Genomic DNA, 14,150 nt, shown 5'->3' on the forward strand with positions numbered 1-14,150 from the left:
AAGCATCCGCGGGTGTCCGGGTGTGTCGGGCGGCGACGATCAGCCGCGGGACGGCCCGGTCAGGACAGGACCGCGTCGACGGTCTTCTTGAGCGCGCTGGGCTGCTCCGGCCGGCGCGGGGCCTTCTCCCGGGCCGCGGTCATGCGTTCCCCGATCTCCTGCAGCTCCTTGCGGCCCAGCGCCTCCCGCACCTGCGGGAACCACTCCTTCTCCTCCTCCTCGATGTGGTGTGAGACGTTCTCGATCAGGACGGCGGTCTTGGCGTCGAAGCGCTCGTCGCCGGGGCGCATGGCCGACAGCTCCGCGCACAGCACATCCGCGACGTGGTGCTCCTCGTACGACTCGAGCACGTCGTCCTCGAGCGCGGGCACGCGCTCGCGGACCTCGGGGTACATGACCTCGTTCTCGATGTAGGTGTGCACGGTGAGCGCCTCGAGGATCGACTCGACGATCCGGCCCTTGGTCTTCTCGGCGTTCTCGCCGGCGTTCTCGAAGTCGCGGAACAGTGTGCGGATGTTCTTGTGGTCGTCCTTGAGCAGCACGATCGCATCGGTGGACATGGTGGTGGGCTCCAGCCTGGGTGGTGGTGACAACATGTGGGCCGGTCCGGGACGGACGGACCCATCGGGGTGCGTAGCCCGTTGCGGCCGGGTCCAACCCCCGACGCCCGCCCCGATGTGCGCCGCGTCGACGGAACCGGACCCGGCGGTTTCCGCCGGGCCGGCCTGGGTATCGCCTGCGCCGTGACACCGACCCCCACCACTGCCCGGCGGCGCAGCGACACGGCCGGGACGCCATGAGCAACCCCGTCGTCGCCCAGACGGCGCGCCACGATGTCGTCACCGTCGCGTCCGTGCCGGAGGGTCACGTCTACGTCCGGCACCTGTCCGACCCGGTGGATCGCGACCGGGTGCGCCGGCTCCCCGATCCGCGTCCCTGTCCCGCGCCGAGCGACCAGTCCGTCTGGTGGCCCCCGGTGATGCTCGATCCCGAATGGGTCGCCGCGAACCACCGCTGCTTCGACGTGTACCACCTCCACTTCGGATTCGACGCGCAACCGGTCGAGGAACTCGACGCGCTGGTCCGCACCTTGCAGGCGACCGGGACACCTCTGGTGCAGACCGTCCACGATCTCCGCAACCCGCACCACGCCCGTCGCGACGAGCACGACCGCCATCTCGACGTCCTGATCCCTGCCGCCGACGAGATCGTCACGCTGACCCACGGTGCGGCCGACGAGATCGCCCGCCGCTGGGGTCGCGACGCGCTCGTACTGCCGCACCCGCACGTGGTGGACCTCCCGTCGATCGACACACCTCGGGCCCCACACGACGGCGTCGTCGTCGGGATCACCCTCAAGAGCCTGCGCGCCAACATGGATCCGCTCCCCGTGGTGGAGACGGCAGCGGTAGCGGTCGCGGGGCTGGACGACGTGGTCCTGCGCGTCGACGTCCACACCGACGTCATGGACCCCGCGGGTGAGCACCACGACCCCGCGCTCGCGAACCGGCTGCGGGAGGCCGAGCGGCGCGGACTCCTGACGCTCTCGGTGCACGGCTTCCTCTCCGACGCCGAGCTGTGGACCCACCTGCGCGACGAGATCGACGTATCGGTGCTGCCGTACCGCTTCGGAACCCATTCCGGCTGGTTGGAGGCCTGCCACGACCTGGGGACGGCCGTCGTCGCGCCGGACTGCGGCTTCTACCGCGAGCAGCGCCCGTGCCTGACCTACCGCAACAACGAGCAGGACGGCCTCGACCCGGGCTCGCTGGCCGACGCGATCGGGGCGGCAGCCCGCACCGCGCCGCCGGCCCGTCCTGGGCGGGCCCGGCGCACCACCGAGCGGACCGCGCTCGCGCGCGCCCACGACCGCGTCTACGCCCGCGCGCTCGAACGGGCACGCGGATGACCCCGTTACGGATCGCGCTCATCGCCTCGTCGAACCATCCGCTCGCCGAGCCCTTCGCCGGTGGTCTGGAGGCGCACACCGCGCTGCTGGCCCGGGGGCTGACGAGCCGCGGGCACCACGTCACGGTGTTCGCCGCGCCCGGCTCGGACCCGGTGCCCGGCGCCCGCGTCGAGGAGATGCGGGCGCTCTCGTTCAGTGCTGCCGCCCGCACCGACGTCTCGATGCCCGCGGCCCGGTTCATGGCCGAGCACCACGCCTACCTGGACCTCATGCTGCGCCTGGCCCACGGGCACGAGTTCGACGTCGTGCACAACAACAGCCTCCACCACCTCCCGGTGGTGATGGCGCGGACGCTCGCCGTCCCACTGGTCACGACCCTGCACACCCCACCGACACCATGGCTCGAGTCCGCGATCATCGCCGCGGCCGGCCGGCACGGGACGCTGACGGCCGTCAGTGGCCACACCGCCGGGGCGTGGCGCCACGTCGCAGACGGGATCACCGTGATCCACAACGGCGTCGACGTCACGACGCGCACGCCCGGCCCGGGTGGCGGACCGCTCGTGTGGGCGGGCCGGATGGTCCCCGAGAAGGGCCCCCACCTGGCGATCCTCGCCGCCCGCACGGCGGGCCGGGCGCTGTTGCTCGCGGGTCCGGTCAGCGACCGCACGTACTTCGACACGACGGTCGCCCCGCTGATCGGCGGGGACGTCCGCCACGTGGGTCACCTGTCCCACTCCGAGCTCACCCGGCTGGTGGCAGAGGCCTCGGCGATGCTCGTGACGCCGTCGTGGGAGGAGCCGTACGGGCTGGTCGTCGCGGAGGCGCTGGCGTGCGGCACGCCCGTCGCCGGGTTCGCCGTGGGCGCGCTGCCGGAGATCGTCGACGACTCGTGCGCACGGCTCGTGCCCGCGGGCGACGTCGCTGCCCTGGCCGCGGTCGTGCCGACCGTGGAGGCGCTGCCGCGCACCGCCGCCCGGCGACGGGCCGAGCGGTGCTGGAGCCACCGTCGCATGGTCGACGACTACGTGGCGCTCTACTCCCGGGTCGCGGCGTGATCGGCTACTACGTGCACCACCAGGGCCGGGGCCACCTCACCCGGGCGCTCGGGATCCTCGGGACCCACGGCGGCCCCGCCACCGTGCTGACCAGCCTGCCCCGGCCTGCCGACGCGCCGGCGACCCGGCTCGGCTGGGTGGCGCTCCCCCGCGACGACGAGGGTCTGCCGCCGCAGGACCCGACCGCGGGCGGGGCGTTGCACTGGGTGCCCCGCCACGACCCGGGGCTGCGCGGGCGGATGGCCACGATCGCGGCGTGGGTCGAACGAGCCGCGCCGCGCCTGGTCGTCGTCGACGTGTCGGTCGAGGTGGCGCTGCTGTGCCGGCTCATGGGTGTGCCGGTGCTGGTCGTCGCGATGCCCGGTGACCGCACCGACCGGGCCCACCGGCTCGGCTACGACGTCGCCGACGCGCTGCTCGCGTGCTGGCCGCGCGAGGTTCTCGACCCGCCGTGGCCCTCGGCGTGGACGGCGAAGGCACGGTTCGTCGGCGCCCTGTCCCGCTACGACGACCGGATCGGCAGCGGGGACCCGGCCGTCGGCGCGGACCAGGCCGGGGCGGGTCGACCCCGGCGACGCAGCGTCGTCGTGCTGCTCGGGGCCGGCGGACGCGACGTCGCCGACGCCGAACTGGCCGCGGCCGCGCGCGCCACACCGGGCTGGGACTGGACGGTCCTCGGCGGCAGCGACGTGTGGGTCGCCGACCCGTGGACGCTGCTGCGTGCCGCCGACGTCGTCGTCACCCACGCCGGCCAGAACGCGCTCGCCGAGGTCGCCGCGGCCCGCAGGCCCGCGATCGTCGTCCCCCAGCGCCGACCTCACGACGAACAGTTCGCTGCGGCTGCGGCGCTCGCGCGGGCCGGGCTCGCCACGGTCTGTCCACACTGGCCGGACCCGGCCGCCTGGCCGTCGCTGCTCGACGACGCCACCGCCGACGACGGCAGCCGCTGGCAGCTCTGGTGCCCCGGTGGTGCGACCGCCGCTGCGGCGGACCTGATCCACGAGCTGACCGGGGACGAGTCGCCGTGCACGTCACGCTGATCACCGTGGTCCACGGGCGCCACGAGCACCTGCGTCGTCACCAGGAGGGCCTCGCCGATGTCGACGAACCACCCGCCACCCGCATCGTCGTCGCCGTCGACGATCCGGCCGTCGCGCCGATCGTCGGCGACGGGCCCGACGTCTGCACCGTGCCGGTGGCCTCCTCCGTCGCGGCCGGGGGCAGCGGCGACGGGCTGCCGATCGCGCACGCCCGCAACGTCGGCGCGGACACCGCGATCGTCCGTGGCGCCGATCTGCTCGTCTTCCTCGATGTCGACTGCATCCCCGGCCCCGGGCTGTTCCGGCGCTACCGCGAGGCCGCGTCCGGTGCGCGGGACCGCCTGCTCTGCGGCCCCGTCGCCTACCTGCCGCCGCGACCCTCCGGCGGCTACCGGGCCGATGCGCTCACGACGAGCGCGCAACCGCATCCCGCCCGGCCTGCCCCCGCCGACGGCACCCACCTCGACTCGGACGGCCACGACCTGTTCTGGTCGTTGTCGTTCGCGCTGACCACACCCCTGTGGTCGGTGCTCGGCGGGTTCCACGAGGGCTACCGGGGCTACGGCGCCGAGGACACCGACTTCGGGCAGCAGGCTCGCGCGGCCGGCGTCGGGCTGCGCTGGGTCGGCGGCGCCACGGCCTATCACCAACACCACCCGGTGAGCGACCCACCGGTCGAGCACCTCGACGACATCCTGCGCAACGGCGCGTTGTTCCGCCGGCGGTGGGGCCGGTGGCCGATGACGGGCTGGCTGGAGGCGTTCGCGGCGGCCGGGCTGGTCAGCCACGACCCGGTGACGGACCGGTGGGCGCGGACCGGCGTCGCGAGCGGATGATCGCGTGCGGTCCCGGCCGTCGCCGGGCAGGTGGCGCCCGCCCGCGCCGATCACGTCGGGGGCAGGCTGCCGGTGTCGAGCAGGTCCTTCGCGACGTCGGCGACCTTGCGCCTGCGGTTGCGCGACGCGCGGCGCAACAGGTCGAACGCCGTCACCGCGTCGACCCGCCTGGCCGCCATCAGGTACCCGACGGCGCGTTCGATGAGGACGCGGTAGTCCAACGCGTACTGGAGCTGGCGGGCGAGCTCGTCGGAGTGCCGCGCCACCAGCAGCGACCGCAGCGTCGTCTCCAGCACGTCGGAGTAGCGGGTGAGGGCGGACCGTTCGGAGTCGTCCCAGCGATGCGGGCGGTCGAGGTAGACGTCGAGGGAGCCGACCGTGACGCCGCCGAGCCGGACCGGCACGCCCAGCACCGCGTGCACCCCGTGGTCGACGAGCACACCGCGGCTCTCGGGCCACCGGTCCTCGCAGGTGAGGTCGTCGGTGCCGACCGGTTCACCGTTGACGAACGTGTCGATGCACGGGCCCTGCCCCGTCTCGGTCTGGACCTTCTCCAGGACGCGGCCCGGGCCGTCGGTCGCCGCGGCGTAGCGAAGAGAGTCCTGTTCGTCGGCGACCATCAGGCCGGCGCCGGTGACGGCGAACAGGTCGACGCAGGCGGTGACGACGGCGTCGAGCGCGCCCGAGAGGTCCGCGTCGTCGGCCGGCTGGAGGCCACGCAGGCTCGCAGCGAGCTGGTCGACGTCGATGTTCGGCATCGGTACGAGGTCTCCTGACGGTGTCGCGACGGCGGTCGCCGGGGCTCACCCCGGCACCTCTGACGGACCGGAGTGCCCCGTAGGTCGGCCGGGCATGCACGCGTCGCTGTCCGTGCGCGCTCCCCCGCACGTGCCTACAATTTTCGGCTACGGGCCCCTGCGCCCCCGCCACCGTCGCCCTGTGTCCGCGACAACCGGCTGCCGATCGTCTCGCTCGGCCGGCCGGTCGACGTGTACCCGAACGGCGACCATCGATGACCTCGACCACCGCGGCCGACCTCGCCGCACACCTCCTCGACCTCGCTATCCTGCTCGCGGCACCCGACCCGCTCGACCGGGCCCGGTCCGAGACCGCGGTGCTGGGCCTGCTCCGCGACCACGTCCCCGGCGTGGCCTCGGTGAGCGTGACGCGGGGCCCGGCCCACCGCCCCGTCACCGTGGCGAGCAGCGATGCCCTCGCCGCGCGCGCCGACCGCATCCAGTACGAGAGCGGCGCGGGCCCGTGCCTGCACGCGCTCGCCCACGACGAGATGGTCGTCGTCGACCTGACCGGCGGTTCCGACGACGAGCGCTGGCCCGCGTTCCGCCGCCGGATGACGGCCGAGGCCGGGATCGGCGGGGTGCGGAGCCACCCGCTGCGCGACGGTTCCCCGGGCAGTCTCAACATCTACCTGGGAGTTCCCGGCCCGGACCCGGACCTGGTGGCCACTGCCGCCGCAGCGGCCCGTCTCGCGCTGTTCGCCGTCGCGACCCGGGCCCGTGCCGACCAGCTGTCCGACGCGCTCGCCACGAGCCGCACGATCGGTGCCGCGATCGGGATGCTGATGGCCCGGCACGGGTGGTCCCGGGACGCTGCCTTCACCGCGTTGCGGGAGGCCAGCCAGCACACGAACCGCAAGCTGCGCGACGTCGCCGCGGACGTCGTCGCCGACAGGGTGGACGCCGGTCCCGGCTGACCGCGGGCGGTGCCGTCAGCCGGCGCTGCCCTTGGTGTTCCAGCCGCCGTCGACGGGGAGGATCTCACCGGTGCAGAAGCTCGCGTCGTCCGACAGCAGGAACGCGGCGGCCGCGGCGATGTCCTGCGCGGTGCCCAGGCGCGGGATCAGGTGGGCGGAGACGAAGTTCTCCCGCATGCTCTCGGTGATCCCGGCAAGTATCGGGGTGTCGATCGTGCCCGGGCAGATGCAGTTGACCCGGATGCCGCGCGGGCTGTACTCCATCGCGACCTGCTGGGTCAGGCTGACGACGCCGCCCTTCGCCGCGGAGTAGGCCGCCAGGTTCTCCAGTCCCTTCAGCGCGGCCATCGACCCGATGTTGACGATCGCCCCGCCGCCGTTGTCCAGCATCCGCGGGATCACTGCCTGCATGCCCAGCCAGACGCCCTTGAGGTCGGTGTCGATGACCAGGTTCCAGCCGGTCTCGTCCAGGTCGACGACGTTGTCCGGGCCGACGGAGTTGACGACGCCCGCGATGTTGCCCAGCACGTCGATCGTGCCGAATCCGCCCACGGCCTCGTCGACGAGCCGCTTCCAGTCGCCCGGCTTGCGGACGTCCATCACGACGTGGGTGGCGCGGCCACCGTCGGCGACGATCTGCGCGGCGGTGGAGTCGTCCTCCTGGAGGTCGCCCACCACGACGGCGGCGCCCTCGGAGGCGAGCCGCAGTGCGACGCCACGCCCGATCCCCTGCACCCCGCCGGTGACGACCGCGACCTTGCCCTCGAACCTGTTCACGTCCACTCCTGTCCCACGACGATGTGACGACCGGCGGCGAGCCACCCACCTCGTTGGCAAACGACGGGTTGCTTATCGCCACCGTCAGCGTGGCTGCGATCGTGGAGAGTGTCAACGGTGGCGTGGTCCGACCTGGTATCGGTGAAAACCCGTTCAGCGGTAGGCAACCACGTGTTCGCCTACATCCATCCGTGCCTGCCGGCCGGTCCGGAGTGATTGACCCCGGCCCGGCCCCCTGCGAGCATCGGCTCAACCGACCGGTCGGTCGACAGCGACCGGTCCTCACCAACGGCCAGGAGGACGACGTGACACTCGACGGTGAGATCGCGGTGGTGACCGGCGGCGCGAGCGGTATCGGCCTCGCGTGTGCCCAGCTGCTCGCCGAACGCGGGGCCCGCGTCGTGCTCACCGACATCAACGAGTCGGCGCTGCAGGAGGCCGTCGGCACCCTCAAGGGCGCCGACCACGTCACCCTCACCCTCGACGTCACCGACGACGATGCCGTGCGCGCGACCGCGGACCGCGTCGAGCAGGAGGTCGGGGCCGTCTCGATCGTCGTCACCGCAGCCGGCATCACCCACCTGCCCGTCCCCGCCGAGGAGCTCGCCACCGAGACCTGGGACGAGGTCATGCGCGTCGACGTGCGCGGCACCTGGTCGGCCGCGGTCGGGTTCGGCCGGGCCATGGTGGCGCGGCGCAGGGGCACCGTCGTCACCATCTCGTCCATCACCGGGCTGCGCTCGACGCCGCTGCACTCCTACGGCATCGGTAAGGCCGCGGTCATCCGCATGACCGAGAACCTCGCCGGCGAGTGGGGCCGCGCCGGGGTGCGGGTCAACGGTGTCGCACCCGGTTACACGCTGACCCCGCTCGTCCGTCGGCTCCTCGAGTCCGGAGAACGCGACGCCTCGGCGATCACCGAGGCCAGCGCCATGGGCCGCATGATCGAACCCGAGGAGATCGCCAGCGCCGTCGCCTTCCTCGCCGGCCCCGAGTCGTCGGCGATCACCGGCGTGACGATCCCCGTCGACGCGGGCTGGCTCATCTCCCCCACCTGGCAGACCTACGGTGGCGTCCGCCCCCACGACTGACCTCGGTCCCACGATCCGGCGCGCGGAACGACGGAGTCGTCGCCCACGCACCGGCTCAGTGCGCCCTGGCCGGAGTCGCCGCGTCCGGCACCGACGGCGTCGGGTGGTCGCGTTCCAGCGAGGCCCCCTCGACGTCGACGTTCGGCAGGAGCCGGTCGAGCCACCTCGGCAGCCACCAGGCGGCGTCGCCTGCCAGGTGCATCAGCGCGGGGATGACGAGCATCCGGACGACGAAGGCGTCGAACAGCACGCCGAAGGCCAGCCCGAAGCCCATCGGCCGGATCATCGCGAGGTGGGAGAACACGAACCCGCCGAAGACCGAGAACATGATGATCGCGGCGGCGGTGACGACGGCACGGCCTGCGTGCAGGCCCTCGGTGACGGCACGCCGCGCCGGTGAGCCGTGCACGAACGCCTCGCGCATGCCCGAGACCAGGAACAGCTGGTAGTCCATCGCCAGCCCGAACAGGACACCGACCAGCAGCGTCGGCAGGAAGTTCAGCACCGGCCCCGGGTCGTGGACGCCGAACACCGGACCGAGCCAGCCCCACTGGTAGATCGCGACGACGGCACCCATCGCCGCGAAGTAGGACAGGACGAAACCGGCGGTGGCGGTGACCGGCACCAGGATCGACCGGAACACGACGATCATGACCAGCAACGACAGCCCGACGACGACCGCCAGGTAGATCGGCAGGGCCGCGGCCAGTTTGGCGGAGATGTCGATGTTGCCCGACGCCGATCCCGCAACGCCCAGCGGCGTGTTCGGCGCGGACGGGGTGGTCATCGACCGCAGCTCGTCGACGAGCTGCTCGGTCGCCTCGCTGGTCGGCCCGTCGGTGGACAGCACCTGGAACAACGCGAACGACCCGTTCGGCGCGACGGCGACCGGGGCGACGGCCGTGACGTGACCGGCGCCGCCGATCTCCTCGGCGATGCGTGCCTGTGCCGCGGTGCGCGCCTGCTCGTCGAGGTCCGGGGGCAGGTCGGCGACGACGACGAGCGGGCCGTTGGCGCCCGGCCCGAACTTCTCCGCGACCGTCGCGTAGGCCTGGTACTGCGTGGACTCCCGCGGTTCCGAGGAGCCGTCCGGCAGGCCGAGGCGCATCGACAGCGCGGGGACGGCGATCACCACGAGCAGCGCGATCCCACCGACGGCGCGCAGTACGGCCGTCGCCGTCGACATCGGGGAGCGTTGTGCGGTCGTCGGGGTGGCAGGCTGCGCCCGGGCCCTGCGCGACAACAGCCGCGGCCCGATCAGCGAGAGCAGCGCCGGGGTGAGCGTCACCGCGACCAGCACGGCGACGGCGACGCAGACCGCGCCGACGATGCCCATCAGCCCGAGGAACGGGATGCCGGTGATGGTGAGCGCCACGAGCGCGATCACGACGGTGAACCCTGCGAACACGACGGCGTTGCCGGACGTGCCGGTGGCCAGCGCGATCGACTCGCGCAGGGGGACTCCCGCGCGCAGCTGCCTGCGGTGGCGGTTCACGACGAACAGGGCGTAGTCGATACCGACGGCCAACCCCAGCATGAGCCCCAGGATCGGGGTCACCGATGTCATCTCGACGATCCCGGAGAACGCCATCGCCCCGGCGACGCCGACCCCGACGCCGACGAGCGCGGTGAGGATGGGCAGCCCGGCCGCGACGAGCGTGCCGAGCATGACCAGCAGCACGATCGCGGCGATCGCCACGCCGACGACCTCCGCCGGGCCGGCGATGCCGTCGATGCTCTGGGTGATCTCGGAGGAGAAGTCGACGTCGACGCCCGGGATCGCGGCGTCGCGGACGGCGGCGACGACGGCGTCCTTGGTCTCCGTCGGGATCGCGGTCTGCGACGCCCCGAACGCGACGGTGGCGACGGCCGCGGAGCCGTCCTGGGAGACCGTGCGGATGCCGGCCGCCAGGGCCGCGAGGGACTGCCCCGCGGTGAGCTGCGCGGCGCCGGCCTGCAGGCCCGCGCGGGCCTGGTCGAGCTGTTGCTGCTGCGCGGCGAGTGCCGCGGCGGGGGCTCCGGCGGCACGGGCGGCGTCGAGCTGGGCCTGTCCCTGGTCGAGCTGGGCCGTCGCCCGGTCGAGCTGCGCGCGGCCGCCGGCGAGCTGCTGTTCCTGGGCTGACCTGGTGGCGGCGACCGCGAACGGGTCGACGACCTGGGTGACGCCCTCGATCCCGCCGACGCGCTGCAGCGCCGCCGACACCGCGGCGCGTTGCTCCGCGGTGAAGGGCGTTCCGTCCGCGGTGCGCAGGACGACCAGGCCCGTGCCGCCGCCCGCGCCGGGCAGCTCGGCCTGGAGCCGGTCGGACACCTGTTCGGTCGGGGTGCCGGGGATCGAGGTCGCTCCCGTCAGCGAGACCCCGGTGACGAGGACGGCGACGACCGCCGCGACCAGCGCGACGGCCCAGGCGGTCACGACCCGCCACGGGCGGCGGGCCGCGAAGTGGCCGAGGCGGTACAGCAGTTCTGCCATGACGAGGGAGCTCTCCCGGTACGAGGGTCAGGTGGCGAAGCCGGTGCGAAGGGCGGTGGTCAGTCGGTGCAGGAGGCGGTCCCACTCCCGCCGGGACGCGTCGTCGTCGACGGCGCCGGTGCGGTCCCACCAGTGCCCGTGCAGGACGTGCACGCCGGAGAGCAGGCAGCCGAGGACGAGCTCCGCGTCGAGCGGGTCGACGTCGGGGTAACGGTCGGCGACGGCACCGAGCAGGTGCCGGCGGCACCGTCCGAACGCGGCCTCGACGATCACCTCGACGCGGGCGTCCTGCCCGGCGCGGGCGCCGACGACGTGGGTCAGACAGGCCATCGGCCCGACGAGGTCGGTGGCGTGCACGGCGCGGACGACGTCATCGACGACCGCGGCGAGGCCCGGTTGCCCGGGCGGGGCGGCGGCCGCGGCCTCGACGAACCCGTCGACGAGGACGTCGAGCATCTCGGTGCAGGCGGCGAGCACGATCTCGTCGAGCGTCGCGAAGTGGTTGAAGACGGTGCGGCGTGAGACCCCGGCCCGCTCGGCGACCGCATCGACGGTCAGCCCGTGGCGGCCTCGCTCACCGGTCAGCGACAGCGCCGCGTCGATCAGTGCCCGGCGGGTGCGCGCCTTCTGCACGTCACGCACGGTGGGCGTCTCGGTCGTCACCCGATCGAGAGTAGGAATCTCGCTGCACTGAGTGCAATGAGTCGCGTGCCACTCCGGCGCCGCGCCGTCAGCGGTTGCCGAACGCCCCGCCCACTCCGGACGATCATGGTGTGGGACCAGGGCTCGTCGGCCTCCGCGACCCTGCCGACGTCACCGCCCCGACCACACAGAGCGATCGCGGCGGCGTCAGCAGTGCAGGTACTGCGCGTTCGGCGGGGGCGGCTGGACCTGGCAGGCGTCGGGCCGCACGTCCTGCACCAGGATCGCCCACCCGATGCAGGCGAGCAGCACCACGAGACCGAAGACGACGACCGCGCGGCTGGTGCGGAGCTCACGGTGGCTGCTCATACCATCGAGAACCTCTCACTGTGGACGGCGCGCGGCGCGATGCCTGCCGCCTGGGCTGCGGCGCAGGCGGCGTCGGTCATGCCGGGCGGGCCGCACACGAAGGCGTGCACCTCGCCGAGGTCGGCGGGGAGGTATCGACGCAGGTGGTCGGGATCGACACGGCCGCGCTCACCCGTCCATGTCGCCGCCGGGCGGCTGAGGATCGGCACGACGGTCACGCCCGGGTCGGCGGCGAGCTCGGCGAGCAGGTCCTGCGCGACGAGCGACTCCTCGTCGCGGGCCGCCTGGAACAGCCACACGGGCCGGTGGTCGCCGCGGTCGCGGCGCGTCAGCAGGATCGAGAGCATCGGGGTGATCCCGACGCCGCCGGCGATCAGCACCCACGCCGACGCGTCGACGCGATCGGGGCTGAAGTGCCCCCACGGACCGTCGACGTAGACGTCCGCCCCGGCGCGGACGTCGCCGATGCCGGCGGTGAACGGCCCGATGCCCCGGATGACGAACCGCACGCGCTCGGGGTGCTCGGCGCTGGAGGCGTAGGAGAACGGGTGGTAGGTCAGCGCGAACGGTGAGCGGCCGACCATGATCCAGGCGAACTGGCCGGGCGCGAACGCGCGGGCCGCCGCCGGCGTCACGGGTTCGAGCTCGAGGCCGTGGCTGCCGCCGCCCTCGGCGGTCACCGCGACGACCCGGAACCGGCGCCGGTACCGTCCGATCGGCTTCACGACGCGCACGTACACCCCGACCCAGACGAACGCGGCGGTGTAGGCGATCCAGAGCACCTGCTCCCAGCGCTGGTCGACGTAGTAGCCGATCATGATCACGTGTGCGAGCGCGGCGCCCGCGACCACGAGCGCGAGGCCGGCGTGCAGCGTCTGCCAGGCCGGGTAGCTCAGGCGCAGAGTGGTCCGCCAGATCGACGTCGCAACCAGCACGAGCAGGGCGACCACCGACAGCACCGCCAGCTTCGCACGCATCGGGGCGGAGACGACGTCGAGCAGGCCGAGGAAGCGGCTGTCCCACACGAACAGCACGGTCGGGTGCCCGAGCGCCAGCACCACGATCAGCACCGTGACCTGCCGATGGAACTGCAACAGCACATCGGCGCCGAACGGTGTCGTCGCCCGCGGCCAGCGGGCGGCCAGCAGGAACTGCAGCCCGAGCAACGACAGGGCCACGAACCCTGCCGCGACCGACAGGTTGACCCAGAACCCGCGGCCGGGGTCGAGGTCGATCAGGCAGAGCGCGAGCGGGGCGAGGGCGAGGGTGAGGTAGCCGAGCCGCCACGCCACGACCCGCGCCTGCCTGCCCTCCCACTGGGCCCGTGCGGGCGCCGCGGCCGGGACCACCCGTCGGGTCACGGTACGAACCGGTCACACGGGCGACGACGACGTTCCACGCGGTGCAGTCCATCAGCCTGCGGTCCGCGGCGACACCGGTGCGCCGTCACACGTCCGGGTGACGCGAGGCTCGCTCCCGCCCGGCACGCGCTGGGCCTGCGCGTCGACGCGACCGCCGGCCCGTCCCGCCAGGAACCCGGCCCGGCGCAGCGCCGCCGCAGCCGGCGTGGACGGCCGTGGATCGGGGAACCCGCCCGGATGCACACCTTCTCGACCACCCGGGCGTCGGAGATCGTCGTCGCCGCCGACCGCGACGCCATCTGGGACACCCTCACCGACCCCGGCCTGCTCGCCCGCCTGACACCCCTGCTGCGGCGCATCGACGCCGACGGCGACGTGTGGCGCTGGCACATGTCCGGCGTGTCGGTGCTGGGCGTCGGGATCAGCCCGTCGTTCACCGAGAAGATGGCCTTCGACCCTCGACGCCGGATCGGCTACGCCCACAGCCCGCCGCCCGGCACGGTCGAACGCACCGGCGCCGACGGCTGGTACTCCCTCGACGACGCACCGGGTGGTACCCGGCTCGGGATCAGCCTGACGTTGCGCGTCGAGCTGCCGCTCGCCCGCGTCACCGCCCCTGCCGTCGTCGCCGGCATGAACGCCACGCTGCAGCGGACCGGTGACCGGTTCACCGCGAACCTGCTCCGTCACCTCGGGGCCCCGTCGCCGGACCGGACGTGACACCGACGCCCGCCGGCCCGGAACACCCAGGTCGACCCCGGCGGTATCGGCCGCCACACCAACCTGCGCGAGCAGGGACGGGCCCGCGGGCAGGGCGCGGAGTTCGCATCGATCTCCCCCTGCACTCCGACGTCGACGACGCACTCGGCGCCACCGGCTG

At 73.5% G+C, this 14,150-nt stretch carries 14 protein-coding genes; 7 read left to right on the forward strand and 7 right to left on the reverse strand.

All coding sequences use genetic code 11. The features are described from left to right. Positions 1-59: 59 nt before the first annotated feature. A complete protein-coding gene (locus TOK_RS04860) occupies positions 60-560 on the reverse strand; it encodes a hemerythrin domain-containing protein (protein ID WP_098956573.1) in 501 nt (166 codons plus the stop codon). Positions 561-796: 236 nt separating this feature from the next. Here TOK_RS04860 and TOK_RS04865 point away from each other — a divergent pair, with 236 nt between their 5' ends. Genes TOK_RS04865 through TOK_RS04880 form a run of 4 tightly spaced genes read left to right on the forward strand, consistent with a single transcriptional unit; the run spans position 797 to position 4,843 of the window. Next, positions 797-1,909 (forward strand): hypothetical protein, encoded by a 1,113-nt coding sequence (locus tag TOK_RS04865; RefSeq protein ID WP_098956574.1) that lies wholly within the window; start codon positions 797-799, stop codon positions 1,907-1,909. Continuing rightward, positions 1,906-2,967, forward strand: a complete 1,062-nt coding sequence (locus TOK_RS04870) for a glycosyltransferase (protein ID WP_098956575.1) — start codon at positions 1,906-1,908, stop codon at positions 2,965-2,967. Before TOK_RS04865 ends, TOK_RS04870 begins: the two co-directional genes overlap by 4 nt. Then, on the forward strand, positions 2,964-4,007 hold the full coding sequence (locus tag TOK_RS04875; protein ID WP_098956576.1) for a glycosyltransferase: 1,044 nt from the start codon (positions 2,964-2,966) through the stop codon (positions 4,005-4,007). The genes TOK_RS04870 and TOK_RS04875 overlap by 4 nt, the downstream gene beginning before the upstream one ends. After that, on the forward strand, positions 3,992-4,843 hold the full coding sequence (locus TOK_RS04880; protein WP_098956577.1) for a glycosyltransferase family 2 protein: 852 nt from the start codon (positions 3,992-3,994) through the stop codon (positions 4,841-4,843). Before TOK_RS04875 ends, TOK_RS04880 begins: the two co-directional genes overlap by 16 nt. Positions 4,844-4,893: 50 nt before the next feature. Here TOK_RS04880 and TOK_RS04885 read toward each other — a convergent pair whose 3' ends face one another. Further along, positions 4,894-5,601: a GAF and ANTAR domain-containing protein gene (locus TOK_RS04885; protein ID WP_098956578.1), complete on the reverse strand. Its 708-nt coding sequence runs from the start codon at positions 5,599-5,601 to the stop codon at positions 4,894-4,896. 254 nt (positions 5,602-5,855) lie between these two features. Between TOK_RS04885 and TOK_RS04890 the strand changes: the two genes are divergently transcribed. Further along, positions 5,856-6,557 (forward strand): ANTAR domain-containing protein, encoded by a 702-nt coding sequence (locus TOK_RS04890; protein WP_098956579.1) that lies wholly within the window; start codon positions 5,856-5,858, stop codon positions 6,555-6,557. Positions 6,558-6,572: 15 nt separating this feature from the next. Here the strand turns inward: TOK_RS04890 and TOK_RS04895 are convergent, their stop codons facing one another. Next, complete coding sequence (locus tag TOK_RS04895) at positions 6,573-7,334, reverse strand: SDR family NAD(P)-dependent oxidoreductase (protein ID WP_253258181.1); 762 nt, start codon at positions 7,332-7,334, stop codon at positions 6,573-6,575. A gap of 305 nt (positions 7,335-7,639) precedes the next feature. Between TOK_RS04895 and TOK_RS04900 the strand changes: the two genes are divergently transcribed. Further along, the gene (locus TOK_RS04900) at positions 7,640-8,425 is read left to right on the forward strand and encodes an SDR family NAD(P)-dependent oxidoreductase (protein ID WP_098956581.1); all 786 of its coding nucleotides are present in this window, start codon (positions 7,640-7,642) and stop codon (positions 8,423-8,425) included. Positions 8,426-8,480: 55 nt separating this feature from the next. Here TOK_RS04900 and TOK_RS04905 read toward each other — a convergent pair whose 3' ends face one another. The 4 genes from TOK_RS04905 to TOK_RS04915 all read right to left on the reverse strand — a co-directional run bounded on the left by TOK_RS04905 (position 8,481) and on the right by TOK_RS04915 (position 13,270). Then, complete coding sequence (locus tag TOK_RS04905) at positions 8,481-10,898, reverse strand: MMPL family transporter (protein ID WP_098956582.1); 2,418 nt, start codon at positions 10,896-10,898, stop codon at positions 8,481-8,483. Positions 10,899-10,925: 27 nt separating this feature from the next. Next, on the reverse strand, positions 10,926-11,561 hold the full coding sequence (locus tag TOK_RS04910) for a TetR/AcrR family transcriptional regulator (protein WP_098956583.1): 636 nt from the start codon (positions 11,559-11,561) through the stop codon (positions 10,926-10,928). 186 nt (positions 11,562-11,747) lie between these two features. Continuing rightward, positions 11,748-11,909, reverse strand: coding sequence for a hypothetical protein (locus TOK_RS32355; protein ID WP_172457413.1), 162 nt, complete (start codon positions 11,907-11,909; stop codon positions 11,748-11,750). After that, complete coding sequence (locus tag TOK_RS04915) at positions 11,906-13,270, reverse strand: ferric reductase-like transmembrane domain-containing protein (RefSeq protein WP_098956584.1); 1,365 nt, start codon at positions 13,268-13,270, stop codon at positions 11,906-11,908. Before TOK_RS04915 ends, TOK_RS32355 begins: the two co-directional genes overlap by 4 nt. A 237-nt stretch (positions 13,271-13,507) precedes the next feature. Here TOK_RS04915 and TOK_RS32360 point away from each other — a divergent pair, with 237 nt between their 5' ends. Further along, positions 13,508-13,990, forward strand: a complete 483-nt coding sequence (locus TOK_RS32360) for a CoxG family protein (RefSeq protein ID WP_172457414.1) — start codon at positions 13,508-13,510, stop codon at positions 13,988-13,990. The last annotated feature ends 160 nt before the right edge of the window (positions 13,991-14,150 follow it).

The sequence above is a fragment of the Pseudonocardia sp. N23 genome (genome assembly GCF_002583555.1).
In the GTDB taxonomy this organism is placed as follows: Bacteria; Actinomycetota; Actinomycetes; order Mycobacteriales; family Pseudonocardiaceae; genus Pseudonocardia.